Genomic DNA, 19,217 nt, shown 5'->3' on the forward strand with positions numbered 1-19,217 from the left:
GGCGGATCAAGCGGCCGCGCGTCAGGTGCGGTCCTGCGCTGCGACCTCGGGCACGAACACCGTGACCGCACGCGGCAGCACGGAGAAGCGCGCCGGCGTGAAGGTGACGAGCTCGCCATCGGCATTGATCCGGCGCGGACGGCGCGTGCGGATCTCGAACGATGTATCACGCGAGGCCCGCACCTCCTGCCACAGGCCGTGGCGGCCTTTGCGGAAGTCATAGGCCATCGCCAGCAGCTTCCAGATGCGGCCGATCTCCAGCGAATACAGATCGAGATGGGAATCGTCGATCTCGGCGCGGTGATCGACCGCCATGCCGCCGCCGTAGTAGCGGCCATTGCCGACCGCGATCTGCAGTGTCTTCACCCGCACCGCGCCGTCGGACGATACGATCATCGCGCGGAACGGCCGTGCATTGGTCAGCACCTTCAGCGCCGTGAGCGCATAGCCGAGCCGGCCGAACCTCCGCTTGGTTTCCTTGGTCAGCTGCCGCGCGAGCTCGGCGCTCAAGCCGAGGCTGGCGACGTTGAAGAACGGGTGCCCGTTGACCTCGCCGAGATCGATCCGGCGGCGATGGCCGGCCGCAATCACATCGACCGCGGCCTCCATATCCGCCGGCAGGCCAAGCGTGCGGGCAAGGTCATTGGCGGTGCCGGCCGGAATGATGCCCAGCGGCAGGCCGGTCTTGAGCAGTGCGGGCGCAGCCGCGTTCAGGCTGCCGTCCCCCCCGGCGACGACGACCGCCTCCGCATCGTCGGCATGTGCTTCGATCCACGGCGCCACCTCGCGCGGACTATGCGGCGCCGAGATCACGAGATCATAGCCGGCTGCGCTCAGCCGCGACACGGCAACGCCGGCCGCTTCGCCGCCGGAGCGGCTGCCGCGATTGATGATCATCAAGAGGCGGCGCGTTGCCACGGCCGGGCGCGACGGCGGCGCCTTCGCGATCGATACCTGGTCACCCCCCGTGGTCACGATTGTCTCCCGTACACAAAATGCCAGCGCGCTCCAGCACGCAGGTTCCATACAAAGTGGCGAGCAGGCGCTCCGGTTCCATCACGATCACCGCCGCCCCTCCAGGCGATGCCGGGAGGTTTGAGCGGGGTAACGATTGTTGGGATGGTGATGTGGGGGCGAGAGCCGCAAGGCCCGATAGCAACAAGCGACGCGTGGGGCCGCATCTCGTCAAACTCCTCAATAGCGCCCGAAGTGCGCAATACCGCCAGCGGCAGCGGTCATGAAAGAGAGTCCGACATCATAGTCTCACGGACTATCAGAGGGGCCCGGATCTCCGGCCCTCTGGAATTAGTTCACCGCCGCACGGCCGCAAGACGGCCGCCGGGCAGCAGACACTCTGTCGCACCTCGCCGTTCATCTTGCCGAACGCAGATGCGAACGGCGGGCTCTTGAAAACCGCAGGCTCTTGAAAACCAATCGGCAGACACATACGTCCGTCGCCTACCCCTGGTCCGGGCCCCTCTGGTGAAGCTGCCGGTGCGCTCACGATGTCGGACCTGACATCAATCTCACCGGCTTGAAAGAGGGACCCGTCGTGGAATTCCTGCTCATCGCGTTTGCCGGCAAGCCCGTCTGGATGTGGCTCGCCTTCCTCGCAATCGTGCTCGCCCTCCTCGTCTTCGATCTCGGCATCCTCCATCGCAAGACGCGCGAGATCTCGGTACGCGAGAGCCTCGTCATGAGCGGCATCTACATCATGCTCGCCCTCGCCTTCGGCGCCTGGGTGTGGTGGCAAATCGGCGCCGAGGCCGGCACCGCCTATCTCACCGCGTTCACGATCGAGAAGGCGCTGGCGATGGACAACGTCTTCGTCATCGCCATGATCTTCAGCTACTTCTCGATCCCGCGCGCCTATCAGCACCGCGTGCTGTTCTGGGGCATCGTCGGCGTCATCGTGCTGCGCGCGATCATGATCGGGCTCGGCGCCGCGATCGTCGCCCAGGCGAGCTGGGTGCTCTATCTGTTCGCGCTGTTCCTGGTCGCGACCGGCATCAAGATGCTGGTGTTCAAGGACACGCCGCACGACATCGGCGCCAACCCGGCGCTGGCCTGGGTGCGCCGCCGCTTCGACGTCACCGACCGCCTGCACGAAGAGCGCTTCTTCGTGCGCCAGCCTGATGCGCGCGGCAAGCCGACCTGGTTCATGACGCCGCTGTTCCTGGCGCTGATCCTGATCGAGTTTGCCGACGTCATCTTTGCGGTCGACTCGGTGCCCGCGATCTTCGCGATCTCGACCGACCCCTTCGTGGTCTACACGTCGAACATCTTCGCGATCCTCGGCCTGCGCGCGCTCTATTTCGCGCTTTCCGCGATGGTGGATCGCTTCCAGTATCTCAAGCTGGCGCTGGCGGCGGTGCTGATCTTCATCGGCTCGAAGATCTTCCTGGCCGACCTGCTCGGGCTCGAGAAGTTTCCGCCCGCGATTTCGCTCGGCATCACCTTCGGTCTGCTCGGCGCCGGCATCGCCTATTCGCTGTGGAAGACGCGGCCTGCGGTCGAGCAGATGAAGTGAGGCAGGTCAAAGGACAAGAGGTTGCTGCGTGGCAATGAATGATGTCGCATCCGACGACGAGGACTCCTCGGCGCCGCGCCGTCACAACGGACCGATCAGCCGCCGGCTGCTCGCGATCGCCCGGACGGTGCGGTCCGAGGAGCCGTCGATCGGCGAGTTGTTCGACCGGCTGGAATCGGAAGGTCTCGGCCTGACCCTGCTGCTGCTGACCCTGCCGGCGCTGATCCCATTGCCCGGCCCGTTTGGCATGGTGTTCGGCACCTTGGTGGCTCTCGTCGCGCTGCAGATCCTGTTGGGCGCCGAGCGGCTGTGGCTGCCCGAACAGTTGCGCCGCCGGCCGGTGCCGCAGCGGCTGCTGCGCAAGATCATCCGCGCCGGTCTCGACTGGGCGGGCTATGCCGAACGCGGCCTGCGCGAGGACCGGCTGGTCTGGCTGACCGGCCGGCCGGCGCGGATGCTGCTCGCGCTGCCGCTGCTTCTGATGGCGGTCACCATCATCCTGCCGATCCCGATGGGCAACGTGATGCCGGCGCTGGCGCTGATCGCCGCCTCGATCGGCTTCATGGCAGGCGACGGCCTCGCCGTGCTGGTGTCGATCCTGATTGCGATGGCTGCGGTGGTCTGGACTGCCGTTCTGCTCTACACCGGCGCCGCAGCAGCCGACTATGCCGCAACTCTCCTGGCCCGCTTAGCTGTGCATCTGCGGGCGATGCTGGAAAGCGTCGGTGTCGATCTCGGCTTTGCCGCAGGCGTGACAACCGTATTTGCAGTGGTAACCGGCATCGCTGCGCTTGCCTTCTGGGTGCAGGCGGCACGCCATCGGCGCAGCCGGCGCGCATCCGTCGATCCGGCGCAGGATCCGCGCGAGCGCTCCCGCGCGCTGGCGCGTCGCGGCCGCGGCCTCGTGGCCGCCGCGAGCATTGCGACCACCGCAGCCGCCGTCTTCATCGCCACGCGTTTCATGCTCACCGGCTCGATCTGAAGTTCCGCCTGTGGCGGCGCGGCCGCACGACGGTGCATTGCGGCTGCGACGGACATATCTTCGTGAGCACCTGCCGGCCGCAAGCGCGAGCACTTGTCATTGAAGCAGCAACAAAAAATGCGACCGGTAAGCTCTGGCGCGTCGCGCGTCGTCGACGGCCTGCGAGAAATGCCACTGTCCCTTTGTGCCGGCTGCAGCTATACGAGAGATGACTGTCATTAAACGGTTACAGAATCGACACATGCCGGATTCGAACGCACCGGCGTCGATCCACGGCAGTGGCCATGCGGTCGGCGTGCGGGAGAGTGGTGAGTCGGCGAGCAGCGATCCCGGTGGCGCCGCCGATCGCTTGACTGCGCAGCACCTAGCCGATCACGCGGCCACGCAGGAGGATGCCGCAGCGCTTGGCGTGGAGGTCGCGGCGCCGTCCTTGCCGGATCCGGCGGCCGGCAGCGGCCACGAGATCGAGCTGAAACTCCTCGTCGCGCCCGATAAACTCGCCGGCTTCAACAACGCACCGGTCGTCACCGCGCATGCGCGCAACAAGGGCTCGCGCAAGCATCTGACATCGGTCTACTACGACACGCCGAAGCGCATGCTGTGGAAGAACGGCTTCACCTTGCGGGTGCGCCAGAGCGGCTCGCGCTTCGTGCAGACCGTGAAAGAGCAGCACAGCGACGACCCGCTCAAGCGCGGAGAGTGGGAGGCCAGCGTCAGCTCGCTGGCGCCAGATCCGGTGCTGGCGGCCGCGCTGCTGCCGGAGGAGCTTCGCTCCGCGCTGGCCGAGGCAACGCTCGAGGCGGTGTTCACGGCCGACGTGCATCGTCACGCGCGCATGCTCGACGTGCCCGGCGCGACCATCGAGATCGCGTTCGACAGCGGTGTCATCAAGGTCGGCGAGCACCGTGAGATCGTGAGCGAGATCGAGCTGGAGCTCAAGAGCGGCAACCCCGCCGCCATCTACGAGATCGCGCAGCGCATCGCCGATCACGGACCGATCAGACCTTCGATCCGCAGCAAATCCGCGCGCGGTTTCGACCTCGCAGCCGGCGCAGCGCCGGGGGCCGAAAAGCCGCCCAAGCTGCGCCTCGATCCGGCGGTGTCTCTCGACGAGAGCTTCGCCCTCGTCCTGCGCGGCAGCCTGCATCATCTGCTGCAGGCCATGCCTGCGGCAGAGGACGGACGCGATACGGAAGGCGTGCATCAGTTGCGGGTGGCGCTGCGCCGCCTGCGCGCCGCGCTGCACCTGATGCGGCCGCTCGGGACCTCGGCGACGCTCGACGGTCTCGAGGCGGATGCGCGCTGGCTGGCACAGAGCCTCTCGGCGGCGCGCGACCTCGACGTGTTCCTGACCGATACGCTGCCCGAGATCGCCGAGGCCTGCCCCACTGTTGCAGGCTTCGACTCGCTCCGGGCGCTCGCCGAGCGGCGGCGCGATCTCGCCTATCGCACGCTGCGCATCGCGCTTGCCGAGCGCCGCTGCGCCGCTTTCGTGCTCGGCCTCGGCGAATGGATCGAGACCCGCGGCTGGCGCAACGACGTCTCCCCCGACGATCTCCGACGCCTCGCGGCGCCCGCGATCGATTTTGCCGGGCCTGTCCTGTCGGAGCGCCACCAGAAGGTGCTCAAGCGCGGCCGCCGCTTCAAGAAGCTGTCGGCCGAGCGGCGCCACCGGCTGCGTCTCGCGCTGAAGAAGCTGCGCTACAGCATCGACTTCCTGCTGCCGCTCTACGGCGCGAGCAAATCGGCGAAGAAATATGCCAGGACGCTCGCCGGCTTCCAGGAACAGCTTGGCCACTACAACGACATGGCGGTCACCGCCGGCGTGATCGAGACCCTCGGCACCACCTCCACCGAGGCGGCGATCGCGGCCGCCGCGATCACCGGATGGCAGTCGCATGCCATGGCCGGCGTGGAGGAGCCGTTGCGCGAGGCGTGGCGCGCCTTCACGAAGGCGCCGACGCCATGGCAGGCCGAGGAGGCGTGACGACCGGACGCGGTGACGTCGGTTCATGGACCGCATTGATCTGGTTCAAGGCGTCTGGTCGAGCTGTTTGGGAGCGTGATCTCATGAAGATATCCAGCGTGACGTGTCCCCATTGCCGTGCCGCCTACGAGATCGCGGAATCGACCTCCGCCATTGGCGCTGCCGGGCGGTTCGACTGCGGCGTCTGCGGCACGCCATTGGCGGCGTGGGACGAGCCGAAGCTGCGGGCCTTCCGCCTGGAGGTACCACCCGAGCGCAAATATCCCCGCGTGCCGGCCCCCGCCCCGCTCACCTGACTCCCGTTCCGCAATCCGGAACGCCCGGCGTGGTCCGTCGAGGTGACCGCGCATCCGCGCATGGCGCCATGGCCGGCGGCAACTTGCCTGGCTTTTTTGACCGGGTCATAGTCGGTCACCGCGCGGTGCTGCCGGCTGGCTTGGCCGCATCCACTGCAGCGTCCCGATCCACTTCAGCGAGTCATCCGGTCCTCATGCCCATCCTCAACAGCATCGCCGCGCTCTCCGACGAAATGGCCGCCTGGCGCCACGACTTCCACGAACATCCCGAGCTGCTGTACGAGGTGCATCGCACCGCCGGCATCGTCGCCGACAAGCTGCGCGCATTCGGCTGCGACGAGGTGGTGACGGGCATCGGCCGCACCGGCGTGGTCGGCGTGATCCGCGGCCGCAAGTCGGCCTCGGGCAAGACCATCGGCCTGCGCGCCGACATGGATGCGCTCCCGATCGAGGAAACCTCTGGCGTTCCCTACGCCTCGAAGACGCCGGGCCTGATGCACGCCTGCGGCCACGACGGCCACACCGCGATGCTGCTGGGCGCTGCGAAATATCTCGCCGAGACCCGCAATTTCGACGGCACCGCCATCGTCATCTTCCAGCCGGCCGAGGAAGGCGGCGCCGGCGGCAAGGCGATGGTCGATGACGGGCTGATGACGCGCTGGGGCATCCAGGAGGTCTACGGCATGCACAACATGCCGGGCGTGCCCGAAGGCCATTTCGAAATCTCGCCCGGCGCGATGCTGGCCTCGGCTGATGCGATCCACATCAAGGTCACCGGCAAGGGCGGCCATGGCGGCGCCGGCCCGCACCGGGCGGTCGACAGCATCCTGATCGCCTCGCAGATCGTCAACGCGCTGCAGTCGATCGTCGCCCGCAACGTCGATCCGTTGAAGTCGGCGGTGATCTCGGTGTGCTCGATCCATGGCGGCACCACCTTCAACGTGATCCCCGAGACGGTCGAGATGCTGGGCACCGTGCGCACGCTCGATCCGGAGATCCGCGATCTCGTCGAGAGGCGCATCGTCGAGGTCGCCGAGGCCACCGCGCGCGCCTATGGCGGCTCGGCCGAGGCGATCTACGAGCGCAAATATCCGGTGACGATGAATCACCCTGCGCAGGCGGCTTTCGCCGCCGACGTCGCCCGCGACGTCGCCGGCGCTGAGCGTGTCAACGACCACGCCATTCCGCTGATGGGCGGCGAGGATTTCGCGTTCATGCTGGAGGCGCGCCCGGGCGCCTTCGTGTTCCTCGGCATGGGCCCCGGCAACGAATGCCACCACCCGGCCTACCGCTTCAACGACAACATCCTCAGCGCCGGCGCATCGTACTGGGTGAAGCTGGTCGAGAAGAGCATGCCGGCGAACTGATCGGAGCGACCGCGCAAGCTCGCAACGGCGTCATTGCGAGGAGCCGTAGGCGACGAAGCAATCCAGGATCTTCATCGGATCGCCAGTCTGGATTGCTTCGCTCCGCGCTCCGCTCGCAATGACGGGTGTGGCTGACATCGCCGGCCCCACAGGCTCCGTCATCGCGAGCGCCAGCGAAGCGATCCAGGGACGCAATGCACCGATCGGAATGGCTTCGGCTTCCTTCCACGAACAGTTCGCCCCGTATCGAAACATCGCGCGCCGCCGCCCGGCTAGGAGAAGCCATTCTCCCGCCCGCGAGGCACCATGCAGAGCCGCTCCGATCTCACGACAGAATTCGCCCTCCTGCTCGTTCTGTCCACCTTGTGGGGCGCCTCATACACCTTCATCAAGATCGGCGTCGAAACCATTCCGCCGCTGACCCTGATCGCCGCGCGCACGCTGATTGCGGGGCTGCTGCTGGCCGCGATCATCCGCAGCCGCGGCCTCGCTTGGCCGCGTGATCGGACGATTTGGCGTCGCTTCGTGATCCAGGCCGGTCTCAACAGCGTCGTGCCATTCACGCTGATCGCCTGGGCCGAGCGCACCGTCGAGGCGGGTCTTGCGACGATCCTCAACGCGACCTCGCCGATCTTCACCTTCCTGCTGACCGCGCTGGTGACGCACCACGAGCCTGTCACCCTGCGCAAGCTGGTCGGCGTCGCCGCCGGACTCGCCGGCACCTGCCTCATCGTCGGCACCGAGGCGCTGGGCGGGCTTGGCCGCGAGCTGTGGGCGCAGATTGCGATCGTCGCCGCCACCATCTGCTATGCCGGTGCGGCGATCTTGGGAAAGAGCTTCAAGGGACTCGATCCGATGTTGCCGGCCGCGGGATCGCTGCTGTCGGGCGCCGCGGTGCTGATCCCGCTTGCGCTGGTCGTCGACCATCCGTGGACGCTGGCACCGTCACTGCGCTCGGTGCTGGCGCTGGCCGCGCTCGCGACCGTCTCGACTGCGGCCGCGATGGTGATCTATTTCCGCCTGGTGCAGACGCTCGGCTCGATCGGCGCCACCGCGCAATCCTATCTGCGGGTGCCGATCGGCGTTGCGATCGCCGTGGCCGGGCTCGACGAGCACCTCGCGCCGACCGCCTGGATCGGCCTCACCTGTGTCCTCATTGGTGTGATCGCGATGACGCTGCCCGCGCGCAAGGGGGCGACAGGCGATCCGATCCAAGGTTGACCGCACGCCCCAGCGCTGCTTTGAACCCAAAGCGGCAACGCTGGATCAATAAAATGCAATGCATCTTCGTTTTGCTTCTTGTCGCGCTGGCAACCACGATTGGTCCGGCCGCGGCCTCGGCCGACATCCCCTACGCGATATCGGAGCATCCTTCACAAGACGGCCGCTGCAAAGGAGACACCGGCAAGGCCAACCTCGACCGCGACGAGCAGGCCTGCCTCGCTCAGTTGAAGGATGTCGTCAGGCGCAACGGCAAGTCGCTGGAAATCACATTCAAGGATGGTTCCACCAGAAGCTACGTGACCCGACTTCCGGATGACCTACCCGGACATGAGGACGACTCGGTCGAGTACAAGCTCGTCGGCTACTTTCCGGAGCACGAACTCCTGCTGATCGAGATCGGCTATTGGGAAGGCGTGCAATGGATGCTGCTCTGGCTCAATCGCGGCATCGAGACCAAGATCCATTCGCCGCCGCACGCCTCGCCAAGCCGCCGCTGGCTGTTTTCGGTCTGCTCCAGCGAAGGTCCCTCCGGCTGCGGCAACGGGATGGAGATCGTTGCCGCGCCGTTCGACCTCAAGCTGGGGGGCTGGTCCTATCTCACCCCTGACGACGACTACACCTTCTACGAGTTCGACGGCTGGGACGGCGACGACCGCGTCAAGCTCATCGCCACCTTCAAGGTCGGCACCGAGATGAAGCCATTCCCGGCCTCTGTCGAACGCAGCAACGGCCGCTGGCAATTGAAGCTGCCAAAACAGCACCGCAAACCGCCAAGTCATTAGCAGCCCGTTTCTCTCGCCGTCATTCCGGGGCGGCGCGAAGCGACGAGCCCGGAATCCATAACCACGACTGTGCATGTGGCGAAGACGAGCATACCGGCCAGCTCGCGTCGCACAGCATCCTGTGGCTATGGATTCCGGGCTCGCGCCGCTGCGCGACGCGCCCCGGAATGACGGCGGAGAGAGTGAGGCTAAGAGCGCTGCCCTGCTTCGATGACGCAGTCGCCGACAGCAGCGTGGTCACTCATCCCCCGATCGCGATCGTCACCTTGCCGAGATGCGCGCCGCTCGCCATGTAGTGGAACGCCTCGCGCGCCTCGCTGAACGGAAACACGCGGTCGACCACCGGCTTCACCTGATGCAGCGTCAGCGCGTTCGCCAGCGCCTGGAGATCGTCGACCGAGCCGACCGTGACGCCCTGCAACCGCTGCTGCTGCATCACCATCAGCGGCAGCCGCAGCTCCGAGGCCGGCGCACCGGCGAGCACGCCGATGAACGCGATGGTGCCGCCGATCCGGGTGGCGCGGATCGACTCGTTCAAGGTGCCGACGCCGCCGACCTCGACCACGAGATCGACGCCCTGCCCGGTGATCTCGCGCGCCTTCTTGCCCCAGTCCGGCACCTGCTTGTAGTTCAGCGCCACGTCGGCGCCGAGCGCCGTCAGCCGCGCGATCTTGGCGTCGCTCGACGACGTCGCGACCACCCGCGCGCCGGCCATCTTCGCGATCAGCAGCGCAAAGATCGAGACGCCGCCGCTGCCTTGCGTCAGCACGGTGTGGCCGGGCCTGATGCCGCCAAGCTTGATCACCGCGCTCCAGGCGGTGACGCCGGCGCACGGCAATGTCGCGGCCTCGACGTCGGTGAGATGCGCCGGCGTCCGCACCAGCGCGTGCATGGGAAACACCCGATACTCCGTCAACGTGCCGTCGACGGCGCCGCCCAGCGCCGCACGCATCTTCGCTTCGCTCGGCTCGCCGCCGGTCCAGCTCTCGAAGAAGCTGCCGATGACTCGGTCGCCGACCGCGAATGCTGTGGCGCCCTCACCGACCGCCTCGACCACGCCTGCGCCGTCGGACAGCGGCACCAGTGGAAATTTCTGCCGCGAGCCGTAGCCGCCCCTCACCGTGATCAGATCACGATAGTTGATGCTCGCGGCCGTCAGCCGCACCAGCACCTCGCCCCTCCCCGGCTGCGGCACGGGCTTGTCGACCAGCGCCAGCGCATCGATTCCGCCGGGCCCCTGCAGCTCGTAACATTGCATCCGATGTCTCCCGCCCACGCGGCGCCGCCGCTTCGTTGTTCTGCCGGGAATGGTGAAGCGTTTCGTGCCGGCGATCAAGCCGAGCCTCGTTCCGCGCGGCGGACAGACGACGCGAACGCGCGCATATCCGATGGTCCGGCCCCCGGCTCTCAGTCATCGATCAGCGGGATCACGACATGGTTCAGCACATATTCCGTGCCAACCCAGGTGATGGTGAGTGCCAGCAGCAGCAATCCAGCCAGCAGCAGCATGTCGCGCCGTTCCATCGAACACATACGCAGCAGCGCCGCTGCGCGTTTCGCATCGCAGCCATGCCACGCGCCGCGAGACATGCGACAGCCTGTGAGGAACCGCGCGCGGCGACCGCCGGTCCGCCGTCACATCGCCGCTTCGAACCTGATCCGGCAGACCAGACCCTCGTCGCGAAAATCCTGCTCGATGCTGCCGCCGATCGCCGCGAGGCTCGCCCGGATCATGCGCGTGCCGAATCCCTCGCTCCCAGGCGGCTCGATTGCGTGCGGACCGAGCTCGCGCCAGGCCACGGTGCCGCGACCACCTTCCTGCGCAATCTGGATCTCGAGCCGTCCGCCCTGACCGCGCAGCGCGCCGTATTTGACGGCGTTGGTCGCAAGTTCGTGGAACACCAGCGCGAGATTACGCACCGCTTCCGGCCCCAACGGCATGTCCGGGCCGTCCACCGTCACGGCGCCGGAGGCGCGATACGGCTGCAGCTCGACGTCGAGCAGCATGCGCAAGGTCATCAGGCGGTGGTCCGACCAGGCGAGACTGTTGGCGCGCGCGACGGCGTCGAGCCGCAGCGCGATCGCTTCCCCTTTGGCGCGATCCTCGCCCGACAGGCTCGATCTGACGATCGCCTGAAACAACGCGAGCTGATTGTTCACGCGATGTCTCAGCTCGCCGAGCAGCAACTCGCGCGCATGCTCGCTGCGCTTCAGCTCCATCAGCGCGCCGCGACAGAGATGCCCGAGCCAGATGATCAGCGCCGCGGTGCTCAGGAATCCGACGAGGTTGATCGCCTCGGCATGATCCGGACGATCGGTGAAGCCGACGAGCACCACGGTGGCAGACAGCCAGGCGGCAAAAATGGCCGCGGGAATGCCGCCGAGCAGCGCGGCGAACACCACCGCAGGGTAGAACGTCGCGTAGGGCAGCGTCGCGCCGGCATAGTCCAGCCCGATCCGGCCCGCGGTCGAAATCGCGACGGCGAGCATGGTGAGCAGAAACGTGGTCGCCGACCACTGTCTGCCCCGAACGATCCAATCTGAGAAACTCCGACCCGCGCGCACGATTGACCCCGAGCGCAAGGTCTATCGCCGGACGCCTGCTGGAACAAGCTGAAGCAACTGCCGCATGGGCGCAAAAATTTTAGGAACTTTTGCCGCGCCGTTGCGTTCGACGGCCCTGTTGCGCCAGACGGAACGCATCATGCCGCGTGGTGGGAGAAGCGACCGCTGCGCCGCCACCGGCGAGCGTGACTACATGGCCCCTGGCGCCCGCAGCGCCTCTGCTCGACACCATCAGCGCTACTCCGCGTCGCGTCGGCGCAGCACGAATGCTGGACGTTGCATGATGAGCTCGTCGCCGGCTGCGCCGATGAACTGAAAGACAACGGTATCGGAACGCTGCACGCGAGAGAGCTTGTATCCAGCGCCTCCTGCTGCGCTAACCCTAGCGGCTTGCCGCTGAGCGCCGCAGCGTCGATCATGGCGGTCATGACGACGAAATCGCGCGAGAGACTCTACGGTGCCGGCATCCGCATCGCGCAGGAGCAGGCCGCGCGCGCGCGCAAGGAAGCGGATCGTCTGGCCTGCGACGCCTGGAACAAGCGGATGCTCGGCTACAAGGGACCGGCGCAGCCGTCGCCGCTGCTCGGTGACGCGCTCAACGCGGGCTATTACTATCTCGAAGTGCGCTGCCTCGGCTGCGACACCAATCAGACCGTTGCGCTCGACATCATCAGGCGCGCCAAGACGACGCCAATCCATGAACTCGAGCGCTACATGCGCTGCCAGGACTGCTCGCGGCTGCGCGGTCGTCCCTACAAGCGCAGCGCGCTGGTGGCATTGCGCGAGACCAAGATCTCGGCCGCGCATCCGGCCTCGACATGGTGGCCCGGTGAACGATAGACAGTCGAATGCCGAGCGTCGCGTCATCTCGCATCCTCATAGAGGTACTCCGATCAGGCGCTGACGGCGCCGCTCGAAAAAATGCATGGACACCCGGAACAATCATGACGATCCGTTGTTTCGAAAACTTGCCGGCGCGGCAGGGAAGCGGAACATGTCAGAGTTGATGACCCAGCCGGACAAGCTGCGGGCCGACGCAGCGGAATGCGCCCTCATTCGTGATCTCGCCACCGACCGCGACAAGCGCGAGCTGTTCGCGCGCCTGGCCGAGCATCTGAGCATGCTCGCCGCCGAGGTCGAGCACGCGGCGCGCGCACGGGATGGGCGCGCAGAGAATGCGAGCCTGCGCTGAACCGCGAAGCTATCCGGACGAACTGCGCCGATTGCGCTCCGCTGCTGTCGCGGTGCTCGCCACACAATCGCGCAACTCCCATTCGCTATAGATCGGGATGATCCGCGATCGATTCGCGCAGCGAGCGATCACGCCCCTCTCAGCGCCACAGGTGCCGATCTTGCGACGTCTCCTTCCCCGTCTCGCCTGCCTCGTTCTGCCGCTTCTCCTCGCTTTCCCCGCCACAGCCGCTGAGCTCGTCGGCCGCGTCAGCATCGTCGATGGCGACACGCTGGACATTCACGGCGAACGGATTCGCCTGTGGGGCATCGACGCACCCGAAAGCGCGCAGCTCTGCCGCGGCCGCGACCGCAAGCCATATCGCTGCGGCGCGCTGGCCGCCAACACGCTGGACGCGTTCACGCGCAGCAAGGTTCTGCGCTGCCTGCCGGTCGATGGCGATCGCTACGGCCGCATCGTCGCGCGTTGCGCCGCCGGCGCGACGGATCTCGGCCAGTTCATGGTGTCGCGCGGGCTTGCGGTCGAGGAGCCTCAATATTCGCGCGGCGTTTACACCGCCGATCAGCGCGCCGCCCGCCGCGCCGGCCGCGGCATCTGGTCGGGCCGCTTCATCGCGCCGCCGCTCTATCGGAGCTGCATGCATGCCGGCGGCACGACGTCGGTGTGCTCGGACGGCGGGATCGGCTGGCGGTGAGCGCCGCCGCATGACGACGTCGCCTTCCACCACACCCGACACAACACCTCAATTGCCACGCGTTGGCCTCTGGCTGTACGGTCGCGCATCGCAGAGATCAGGGCTGGATGAGGACGATGACGGAGACAAAGACGCGCGTGGCGATCCTGTTCGGCGGGCGCTCGGCGGAGCACGACGTCTCGCGGGCCTCGGCGGCCAACATCGTCCGCTCGCTCGATGCCGGCCGCTACGCCGTCACGCTGATCGGCATCACCACCGACGGACGCTGGGTGCTCGCCGACGCTGCGAATGACGGCACAGGCGCGGCGCTGACCGTACCGGCTGACGGCCCGCAGATCGTGCTGCTGCCGGCCGGCCAGGGCCGCGCGCTGGTCATCGGCGACGGCGCCCCGCGCGAGCTCGCCTTCGACGTCGTGTTTCCGGTGCTGCACGGTCCGAACGGCGAGGACGGCACCGTGCAGGGCGCGCTGGAGCTCGCCGATGTCGCCTATGTCGGCGGTCGCGTGATGGGATCGGCGGCGGCGATGGACAAGGACGTCGCCAAGCGCCTGCTGCGCGATGCCGGCCTGCCGATCGTGCCGTTCGTCACCATGACGGAAGCGTCGCCTGTGACCTATGCGGCGGCGGTCGACGCCGTCGGGTCATCCGAGCTGTTCGTCAAGCCGGCCAATCTCGGCTCCTCCGTCGGCATCTCCAAGGCGCGCAGTGCCGAGGAGTTCGAAGCCGCCTGCCGCCTGGCGCTGCGCTTCGACCTGAAGATCCTGATCGAGCGCTGCATCAGCCCGGTGCGCGAGATCGAATGCGCGGTGCTGGAGCATGCCGACGGCGAGGTCGCCGCCTCCGAGCTCGGCGAGATCGTGCCCGCCGACAGCCACGGCTTCTATTCCTATGAGGCCAAATACACCGATGCCAAGGGCGCCTCGCTGCACGTCCCGGCGCAGGTCGAACCCGCTCTCGCCGCGCGCATTCGCAAAATGGCCACCGAGGTGTTCGGCGTGCTCTGCTGCGAGAGTCTCGCGCGCGTCGACTTCTTCGTCCGCGGCGAGGAGGTCTACGTCAACGAGGTGAACACCCTGCCGGGCTTCACCAACATCAGCATGTACCCGAAGATGTGGGAGGCCACCGGCCTGCCCCAGCCGGCGCTGATGGACAGCCTGGTCGCACACGCGCTGGCGCGCCATGCCCGGCTCAGGCAACTGGCGTCGCAGCGCTGAGGAACGCGTCTGCGGCCGCCGCAGGTCAGCGCGGCGCCACCTTGACGCCGGCGGCGACCCGGTCACTGGGATAGATGATCACGACATCGCCGCTGGCGACGCCGTCGGCCACGGCGGCGAACCGGCCCGAGCGCCGGATGAGCCGGACGGTGCGCAACTCGGCGCGCCCATCCTTCAGCGCGAACACCGACCAGTCGTCACCGCGCTTGAACAGCGCGCCGGTCGGAACGATGGTCGCATCCTCCTGCGTGAAGACGACGATCTGCGCATCGAGCTGATAGGCATCGCCGAGCCGCTGCCATTGCTCGGCCGGCGAGACGATGTCGATCAGCACGTTGACCCGCTGCTCCTCGACGCCGAGCGTGGAGATCTTCGTGAAAGCCGCCGGCTCGACCCGGCGAACCCGGCCCGACAGGCGGCCTGCCCCGCCCCAGCGATCGATCGTGACCTCGGCGCCGGGACGGATCTCGACCGCGTCGGTGCTCAGCACGTCGATGACCACTTCGAGATCACGGGGATCGCCGAGCTCGAGCAGCGCCGCGCCTGGCTGCACCGTCGTCTCGCTTTCCTGGATCACTTTCAGCACCAGCCCGCCGACCGGCGCGGTCACGCTCCAGCTATCCGCCGGCGCATCGGCATCGGTCTTGCTCCCGTAGCGCGCCAGCATCGCCCTGAGCTGGCTGAGCTCGTGCTCGGCGGCATGGTCGGCATATTCGGCGGCGCGCAGGTCACGTTCGGCAATCCGCATCGCGAGCTCGGCGCGCTCCCGCGCCTGCGCCGTCGCGGCTCCGCTGGCGGCCAGGGCCGTGGTACGCGCCAGATCGGCGCTCGCCTGCGCGCTCTGCGCCTGCGCTCGGGCCACTACCTCCTTGGCGCGCTCGACATTGGCCTCTGCCGCACCGAGCAGCTCCTCGACCTCGCGGCGGGCCCGCGGATCGAGCAGCGGCGCCGGCGCCGGCATGATTGTGGCGACCACGTCGTCGGCCTTGACCTGGTCGCCGGCCTTGAAGCGGATGCGGCCGAGACGGCCGGCGAGCGGCGCGGCCACGACGTAGCGCTGGCGCACCCGCGTCTTGCCGTCGTCCTCGACGGTGGCAACGAACCGCCCTTTCGTCACCGCGGCCGTCCCCACCGGGACGGGGCCCGGCATCATCATCCAGGCGATGACGGCGGCCGCCGCCAGAACGCTCGATACGATGACGACGCGGCGCAAAACGGGTGGCATGCTCATTCCCTGGTCTTGAGGGCCGCGACCAGATCGAGCTGATCCACCCTCCTGCGGACGATGATGGCGCTGATCGCGGCGCTGGCCAAGACCACCGCTGTCGCGATCAGGTAGGTCTGCGGCGCGATCACGCCCGGGATCTGGAAGCTCTCGCTGGAATGCAGGCGCGCGATCAGCCCGATGATGGCGTGCGACAGCCACAGGCCGAGCGGAATCCCGACCGCGATGTCCAGCGCGAACTCGCCGAACAGGATGCCCGCGACCTCGCCGCGAGTGAAGCCCAGCACCCGCAGGCTCGCGAGCTCCCAGGCGCGCTCCTGCAGGCTGATGCGGGCGCTGTTGTAGACCACGCCCGCGGTGATGATCGCGGCGAAGCCGGTGAGGATGCCGGCGGTGACGAACACGAGGCCCGCGATCTTCTCGATGAAGGATGCGAGGGTGTAGGCCTTCATCGTCACGGATTCGATTTTCGGCATGCTCTTGAATCTCGCGCCGAGCGCAGCCAGCGCCGCCGGCTCGACATGGAGGCTCGCCGCCGAGATCACCGCGCCTTCGCCGGTGAAGCGGTTGAGCGTGTCGATGTCCATGTAGGACGCCATGCCGATCGCCTCGTCGACGATGGCGCTCACCGGCAGGTCGCGCCGCCGGCGGTAACCTTCCATCGCCTCCACCGTCACGACCTGCCCTGCGCTCAGCGCCAGGCGCTCGGCGAGGCGTCGGGTCAGCGTGATGCCATCGGGCACAGCGACGATCGGACGGCGCGCGGAATCGTGCGGTCGGCGCAGCTCGTCGGCGGCCGCCAGTCCGATCACCGAGGTGAGGTAGCTTTGGTGCCCGGCGCGCAGGCGCACCGGAACGATGCGCTGGCCCTCGATCGCGAGCACACCAGGCTGGCGCGCCAGGTCACGCAGGATCGCGCGGTCCATCGGATGGATGAAAGTGATCGTGGCGTTGCCGCGCTCGACCAGATTGAACTGCAGCTCGATCATCTCGCCGATGGCATCGCGCCAGAAGATCCCGAGCACCATCATCGGCACCGCGAAGGCGATGCCGACGATGGTGAACAGCGAACGGAACGGCCGCCCCGCGACGTTGCGCAGCATCATCATCCGCCGCGCGCCGAACGCCGTGCCCGGCAGGATGCGCTCGATCCAGGAGCGGCGGAACCCCAGCGGCATCGCGGGCCGCATCGCCTCCGCCGGCGCAAGGCCGACGACCTCCTGAAGCGCCGTGACGACACCGAGGGCGCCCGCCGCGACGCTGATCGCGACACCGGCCACCGCCGCCCATGGCGCCAGCCGAAACGGCAGCTCCGGAAGACGGAAGAACCCCTGATAGCTCGCGATCATGGCATGGCCGAAGCCGACGCCGCCGGCGATGCCGAGCACCGATCCGATCAGCACGATGACCAGCATCAGCTTGAGATAGTGGAAGGTGAGCCGCAGCGTCGGAAAGCCGAGCGCCTTCAGCGCCGCGATCTGCTCGCGCTGCGCGGCGACCAGCCGCCCGAGCGCGCCGTTGAGCAGGAACGTGGCGACACCGAAGAAGATGATGGGGATGGTGATCGACATCACCTTCTGCTGGTTCAGCTCGTCCTCGAGAAAGCGGTTCGACGGCTGGTCCCGCCGCGCGATCGCGCCGATCGAGCCATAGGGCTCGAGCAGCCGGTCGAGCTCCTCGATCACGGGCTTGGGATCGACACCCGGAGCGAGCGCGACCACGGCATCGTTGAACGCCCCTTTCATGTCGAAGGCGGCCTCGGCCGCGCTCCGGTCGACCCACAGGATGGCGTAGAGGCGATCGTCGGGGATCGGCAATCCCGGCTTCACCGCGTAGACATATTCCGGCGACAACGCGATGCCGGAAACCCGGAAGCCCTGCACGCGGCCATTGAGCAGCACGCGGATTTCGTCACCCGGACTGACGCCATTGGCCTCGGCAAACGCCTCGTTGACCGCGGCGCTGCGGGCGGCACCCGGCTCGGGCGCGGCGCCGCGGCGCAGATGCAACCGCGCCAGGGGCTCATCGCCGGCGTGGGTCAGCGACACTAGGCGGGCCGAGACCGGTTGCGAGACGGCCGGCCAATCGACGATGACCTCGCGCACGATGCGCGGCTCGACCGCGACCACGCCAGGAATGGAATTGAGCCGCGGCACCAGCGCGAGCGGCGCCCGCTTCAGCGTGACGAAGATCTGCGGAAACCGGCCGTCGGCATAGAACTGCTCGCAGCCGCCGCGCAGGGACAAATAGGTCGAGACCGAGCCGACGAACACGGCGACACCGGCCGCCACCAGCAGCGCGATCGTGACCACCTGTCCGCGCATCGCGCCGACGTCGCGCCACAGCTTGCGGTCCAGCAGGCTCACCAGCGCACCTCATCGGCCGAGAGGCGCCGCGCATTGCGCGTCTCGCCGACGATGCGCCCGCCGCCGAGCCGGAGCACGCGATCGGCCATGCCGGCGATCGCCGCATTGTGCGTGATGATGATGGTGGTCGTCCCGAGCTGCGCGTTGGCGCGCGCGATCGCGGCGAGCACGACCTTCCCCGTCTCATAGTCCAGCGCACCGGTCGGCTCGTCGCACAACAGCACGTCGGGCGCCTTGACCATGGCGCGGGCCACCGCGACGCGCTGCTGCTCGCCGCCGGACAGTTGCGAGGGAAAGTGGTCGATCCGCCGCTCGAGGCCGACGAGCTTGAGCACCTCGAGCGGATCGAGCGGCTTGTCGGCGATCTCGGTGACCAGCGCGACGTTCTCGAGGACCGTCAGACTCGGGATCAGGTTGTAGAACTGAAACACGAAGCCGACATGCTCGCGCCGGTAGCGCGTCAGCTCGGCATCGCCGGCGCCGACCAGTTGATGATCGCGCCATTGCGCTTCGCCCGACGTCGGGCTGTCCAATCCGCCGAGGATGTTGAGCAGGGTCGACTTGCCCGATCCCGACGGCCCGAGCAGCACCACGAGCTCCCCCTCGTAGATGTCGAGGTCGACATCGCGCAGCGCATGCACCTCGACCTCGCCCATCCGATAGGTCTTCGAGAGCTTGCGCGCGCGGAACACCGGTGCGGCGCCGGGCCGATCAGAAGGCGCGGCAAGGCCCCCGTCGTTGGTGACGGCCGAACTCATCGGGCTGCGGTTCCTGCACCAAAGGCCCGCATCGA

General features: G+C 67.6%; 18 protein-coding genes. 11 read left to right on the forward strand and 7 right to left on the reverse strand.

Going from position 1 to position 19,217, the window contains the following annotated elements; translation table 11 throughout:
• Window positions 1–21: 21 nt before the first annotated feature.
• Window positions 22–975, reverse strand: a complete 954-nt coding sequence (locus ACQR0W_RS01160; RefSeq protein WP_315749338.1) for a lipid kinase — start codon at window positions 973–975, stop codon at window positions 22–24.
• A gap of 577 nt (window positions 976–1,552) precedes the next feature.
• Between ACQR0W_RS01160 and ACQR0W_RS01165 the strand changes: the two genes are divergently transcribed.
• From ACQR0W_RS01165 to ACQR0W_RS01195, 7 genes are all read left to right on the forward strand, one after another.
• Window positions 1,553–2,530 (forward strand): TerC family protein, encoded by a 978-nt coding sequence (locus ACQR0W_RS01165; protein ID WP_315826289.1) that lies wholly within the window; start codon window positions 1,553–1,555, stop codon window positions 2,528–2,530.
• A 28-nt stretch (window positions 2,531–2,558) separates the two neighbouring features.
• Window positions 2,559–3,512 (forward strand): exopolysaccharide biosynthesis protein, encoded by a 954-nt coding sequence (locus ACQR0W_RS01170; protein ID WP_316170301.1) that lies wholly within the window; start codon window positions 2,559–2,561, stop codon window positions 3,510–3,512.
• A 241-nt stretch (window positions 3,513–3,753) separates the two neighbouring features.
• Window positions 3,754–5,499 (forward strand): CHAD domain-containing protein, encoded by a 1,746-nt coding sequence (locus ACQR0W_RS01175; RefSeq protein WP_316170302.1) that lies wholly within the window; start codon window positions 3,754–3,756, stop codon window positions 5,497–5,499.
• Window positions 5,500–5,582: 83 nt separating this feature from the next.
• Window positions 5,583–5,795 carry an MJ0042-type zinc finger domain-containing protein gene (locus ACQR0W_RS01180; RefSeq protein ID WP_315749332.1) on the forward strand — a complete coding sequence of 71 codons (213 nt, stop codon included), beginning with the start codon at window positions 5,583–5,585 and terminating at the stop codon, window positions 5,793–5,795.
• A gap of 194 nt (window positions 5,796–5,989) precedes the next feature.
• Window positions 5,990–7,162: a M20 aminoacylase family protein gene (locus tag ACQR0W_RS01185; protein WP_316170303.1), complete on the forward strand. Its 1,173-nt coding sequence runs from the start codon at window positions 5,990–5,992 to the stop codon at window positions 7,160–7,162.
• A 306-nt stretch (window positions 7,163–7,468) separates the two neighbouring features.
• Window positions 7,469–8,383, forward strand: a complete 915-nt coding sequence (locus tag ACQR0W_RS01190; RefSeq protein ID WP_316170304.1) for a DMT family transporter — start codon at window positions 7,469–7,471, stop codon at window positions 8,381–8,383.
• The gene (locus ACQR0W_RS01195; RefSeq protein ID WP_316170305.1) at window positions 8,380–9,168 is read left to right on the forward strand and encodes a hypothetical protein; all 789 of its coding nucleotides are present in this window, start codon (window positions 8,380–8,382) and stop codon (window positions 9,166–9,168) included. The genes ACQR0W_RS01190 and ACQR0W_RS01195 overlap by 4 nt, the downstream gene beginning before the upstream one ends.
• A 241-nt stretch (window positions 9,169–9,409) precedes the next feature.
• Here ACQR0W_RS01195 and ACQR0W_RS01200 read toward each other — a convergent pair whose 3' ends face one another.
• The 3 genes from ACQR0W_RS01200 to ACQR0W_RS01210 form a co-directional block, all read right to left on the reverse strand.
• Entirely contained in the window at window positions 9,410–10,426 is a 1,017-nt protein-coding gene (locus ACQR0W_RS01200; RefSeq protein ID WP_316170306.1) for a zinc-dependent alcohol dehydrogenase family protein, read from the reverse strand.
• A 149-nt stretch (window positions 10,427–10,575) separates the two neighbouring features.
• Window positions 10,576–10,758, reverse strand: a complete 183-nt coding sequence (locus ACQR0W_RS01205; protein ID WP_315749324.1) for a hypothetical protein — start codon at window positions 10,756–10,758, stop codon at window positions 10,576–10,578.
• A 45-nt stretch (window positions 10,759–10,803) separates the two neighbouring features.
• Window positions 10,804–11,658, reverse strand: coding sequence for an HWE histidine kinase domain-containing protein (locus ACQR0W_RS01210; protein ID WP_316170307.1), 855 nt, complete (start codon window positions 11,656–11,658; stop codon window positions 10,804–10,806).
• Window positions 11,659–12,159: 501 nt separating this feature from the next.
• Here ACQR0W_RS01210 and ACQR0W_RS01215 point away from each other — a divergent pair.
• From ACQR0W_RS01215 to ACQR0W_RS01230, 4 genes are all read left to right on the forward strand, one after another.
• Window positions 12,160–12,573 (forward strand): hypothetical protein, encoded by a 414-nt coding sequence (locus ACQR0W_RS01215; RefSeq protein ID WP_315714984.1) that lies wholly within the window; start codon window positions 12,160–12,162, stop codon window positions 12,571–12,573.
• A 166-nt stretch (window positions 12,574–12,739) separates the two neighbouring features.
• Window positions 12,740–12,925: a hypothetical protein gene (locus ACQR0W_RS01220; RefSeq protein WP_316185396.1), complete on the forward strand. Its 186-nt coding sequence runs from the start codon at window positions 12,740–12,742 to the stop codon at window positions 12,923–12,925.
• 157 nt (window positions 12,926–13,082) lie between these two features.
• Window positions 13,083–13,619 carry a thermonuclease family protein gene (locus ACQR0W_RS01225; protein ID WP_315714986.1) on the forward strand — a complete coding sequence of 179 codons (537 nt, stop codon included), beginning with the start codon at window positions 13,083–13,085 and terminating at the stop codon, window positions 13,617–13,619.
• A gap of 116 nt (window positions 13,620–13,735) precedes the next feature.
• Entirely contained in the window at window positions 13,736–14,833 is a 1,098-nt protein-coding gene (locus ACQR0W_RS01230) for a D-alanine--D-alanine ligase family protein (protein WP_316170309.1), read from the forward strand.
• Between the two features lie 25 nt (window positions 14,834–14,858).
• On the opposite strand, the gene ACQR0W_RS01235 is transcribed toward ACQR0W_RS01230, so the two are convergent.
• The 3 genes from ACQR0W_RS01235 to ACQR0W_RS01245 are packed head-to-tail and all read right to left on the reverse strand — an operon-like array spanning window position 14,859 to window position 19,182.
• Window positions 14,859–16,058 carry an efflux RND transporter periplasmic adaptor subunit gene (locus ACQR0W_RS01235; RefSeq protein ID WP_316170310.1) on the reverse strand — a complete coding sequence of 400 codons (1,200 nt, stop codon included), beginning with the start codon at window positions 16,056–16,058 and terminating at the stop codon, window positions 14,859–14,861.
• Between the two features lie 2 nt (window positions 16,059–16,060).
• Window positions 16,061–18,427 carry an ABC transporter permease gene (locus ACQR0W_RS01240; protein ID WP_316170336.1) on the reverse strand — a complete coding sequence of 789 codons (2,367 nt, stop codon included), beginning with the start codon at window positions 18,425–18,427 and terminating at the stop codon, window positions 16,061–16,063.
• On the reverse strand, window positions 18,421–19,182 hold the full coding sequence (locus tag ACQR0W_RS01245; RefSeq protein ID WP_316170311.1) for an ABC transporter ATP-binding protein: 762 nt from the start codon (window positions 19,180–19,182) through the stop codon (window positions 18,421–18,423). Before ACQR0W_RS01245 ends, ACQR0W_RS01240 begins: the two co-directional genes overlap by 7 nt.
• Window positions 19,183–19,217: the final 35 nt, after the last annotated feature.

This window comes from Bradyrhizobium sp. HKCCYLRH1034, from assembly GCF_051168375.1.
In the GTDB taxonomy this organism is placed as follows: domain Bacteria; phylum Pseudomonadota; class Alphaproteobacteria; order Rhizobiales; family Xanthobacteraceae; genus Bradyrhizobium.

What these genes read in the sequence shown, in the direction of transcription:
- ACQR0W_RS01175 (WP_316170302.1), top strand. Translation starts at nt 3,754, where the DNA reads ATGCCGGATTCGAACGCACCGGCGTCGATCCACGGCAGTGGCCATGCG.
- ACQR0W_RS01180 (WP_315749332.1), top strand. Translation starts at nt 5,583, where the DNA reads ATGAAGATATCCAGCGTGACGTGTCCCCATTGCCGTGCCGCCTACGAG.
- ACQR0W_RS01185 (WP_316170303.1), top strand. Translation starts at nt 5,990, where the DNA reads ATGCCCATCCTCAACAGCATCGCCGCGCTCTCCGACGAAATGGCCGCC.
- ACQR0W_RS01190 (WP_316170304.1), top strand. Translation starts at nt 7,469, where the DNA reads ATGCAGAGCCGCTCCGATCTCACGACAGAATTCGCCCTCCTGCTCGTT.
- ACQR0W_RS01200 (WP_316170306.1), bottom strand. Translation starts at nt 10,426, where the DNA reads ATGCAATGTTACGAGCTGCAGGGGCCCGGCGGAATCGATGCGCTGGCG.
- ACQR0W_RS01205 (WP_315749324.1), bottom strand. Translation starts at nt 10,758, where the DNA reads ATGTCTCGCGGCGCGTGGCATGGCTGCGATGCGAAACGCGCAGCGGCG.
- ACQR0W_RS01210 (WP_316170307.1), bottom strand. Translation starts at nt 11,658, where the DNA reads ATGCTCGCCGTCGCGATTTCGACCGCGGGCCGGATCGGGCTGGACTAT.
- ACQR0W_RS01215 (WP_315714984.1), top strand. Translation starts at nt 12,160, where the DNA reads ATGACGACGAAATCGCGCGAGAGACTCTACGGTGCCGGCATCCGCATC.
- ACQR0W_RS01220 (WP_316185396.1), top strand. Translation starts at nt 12,740, where the DNA reads ATGACCCAGCCGGACAAGCTGCGGGCCGACGCAGCGGAATGCGCCCTC.
- ACQR0W_RS01230 (WP_316170309.1), top strand. Translation starts at nt 13,736, where the DNA reads ATGACGGAGACAAAGACGCGCGTGGCGATCCTGTTCGGCGGGCGCTCG.
- ACQR0W_RS01235 (WP_316170310.1), bottom strand. Translation starts at nt 16,058, where the DNA reads ATGCCACCCGTTTTGCGCCGCGTCGTCATCGTATCGAGCGTTCTGGCG.
- ACQR0W_RS01245 (WP_316170311.1), bottom strand. Translation starts at nt 19,182, where the DNA reads ATGAGTTCGGCCGTCACCAACGACGGGGGCCTTGCCGCGCCTTCTGAT.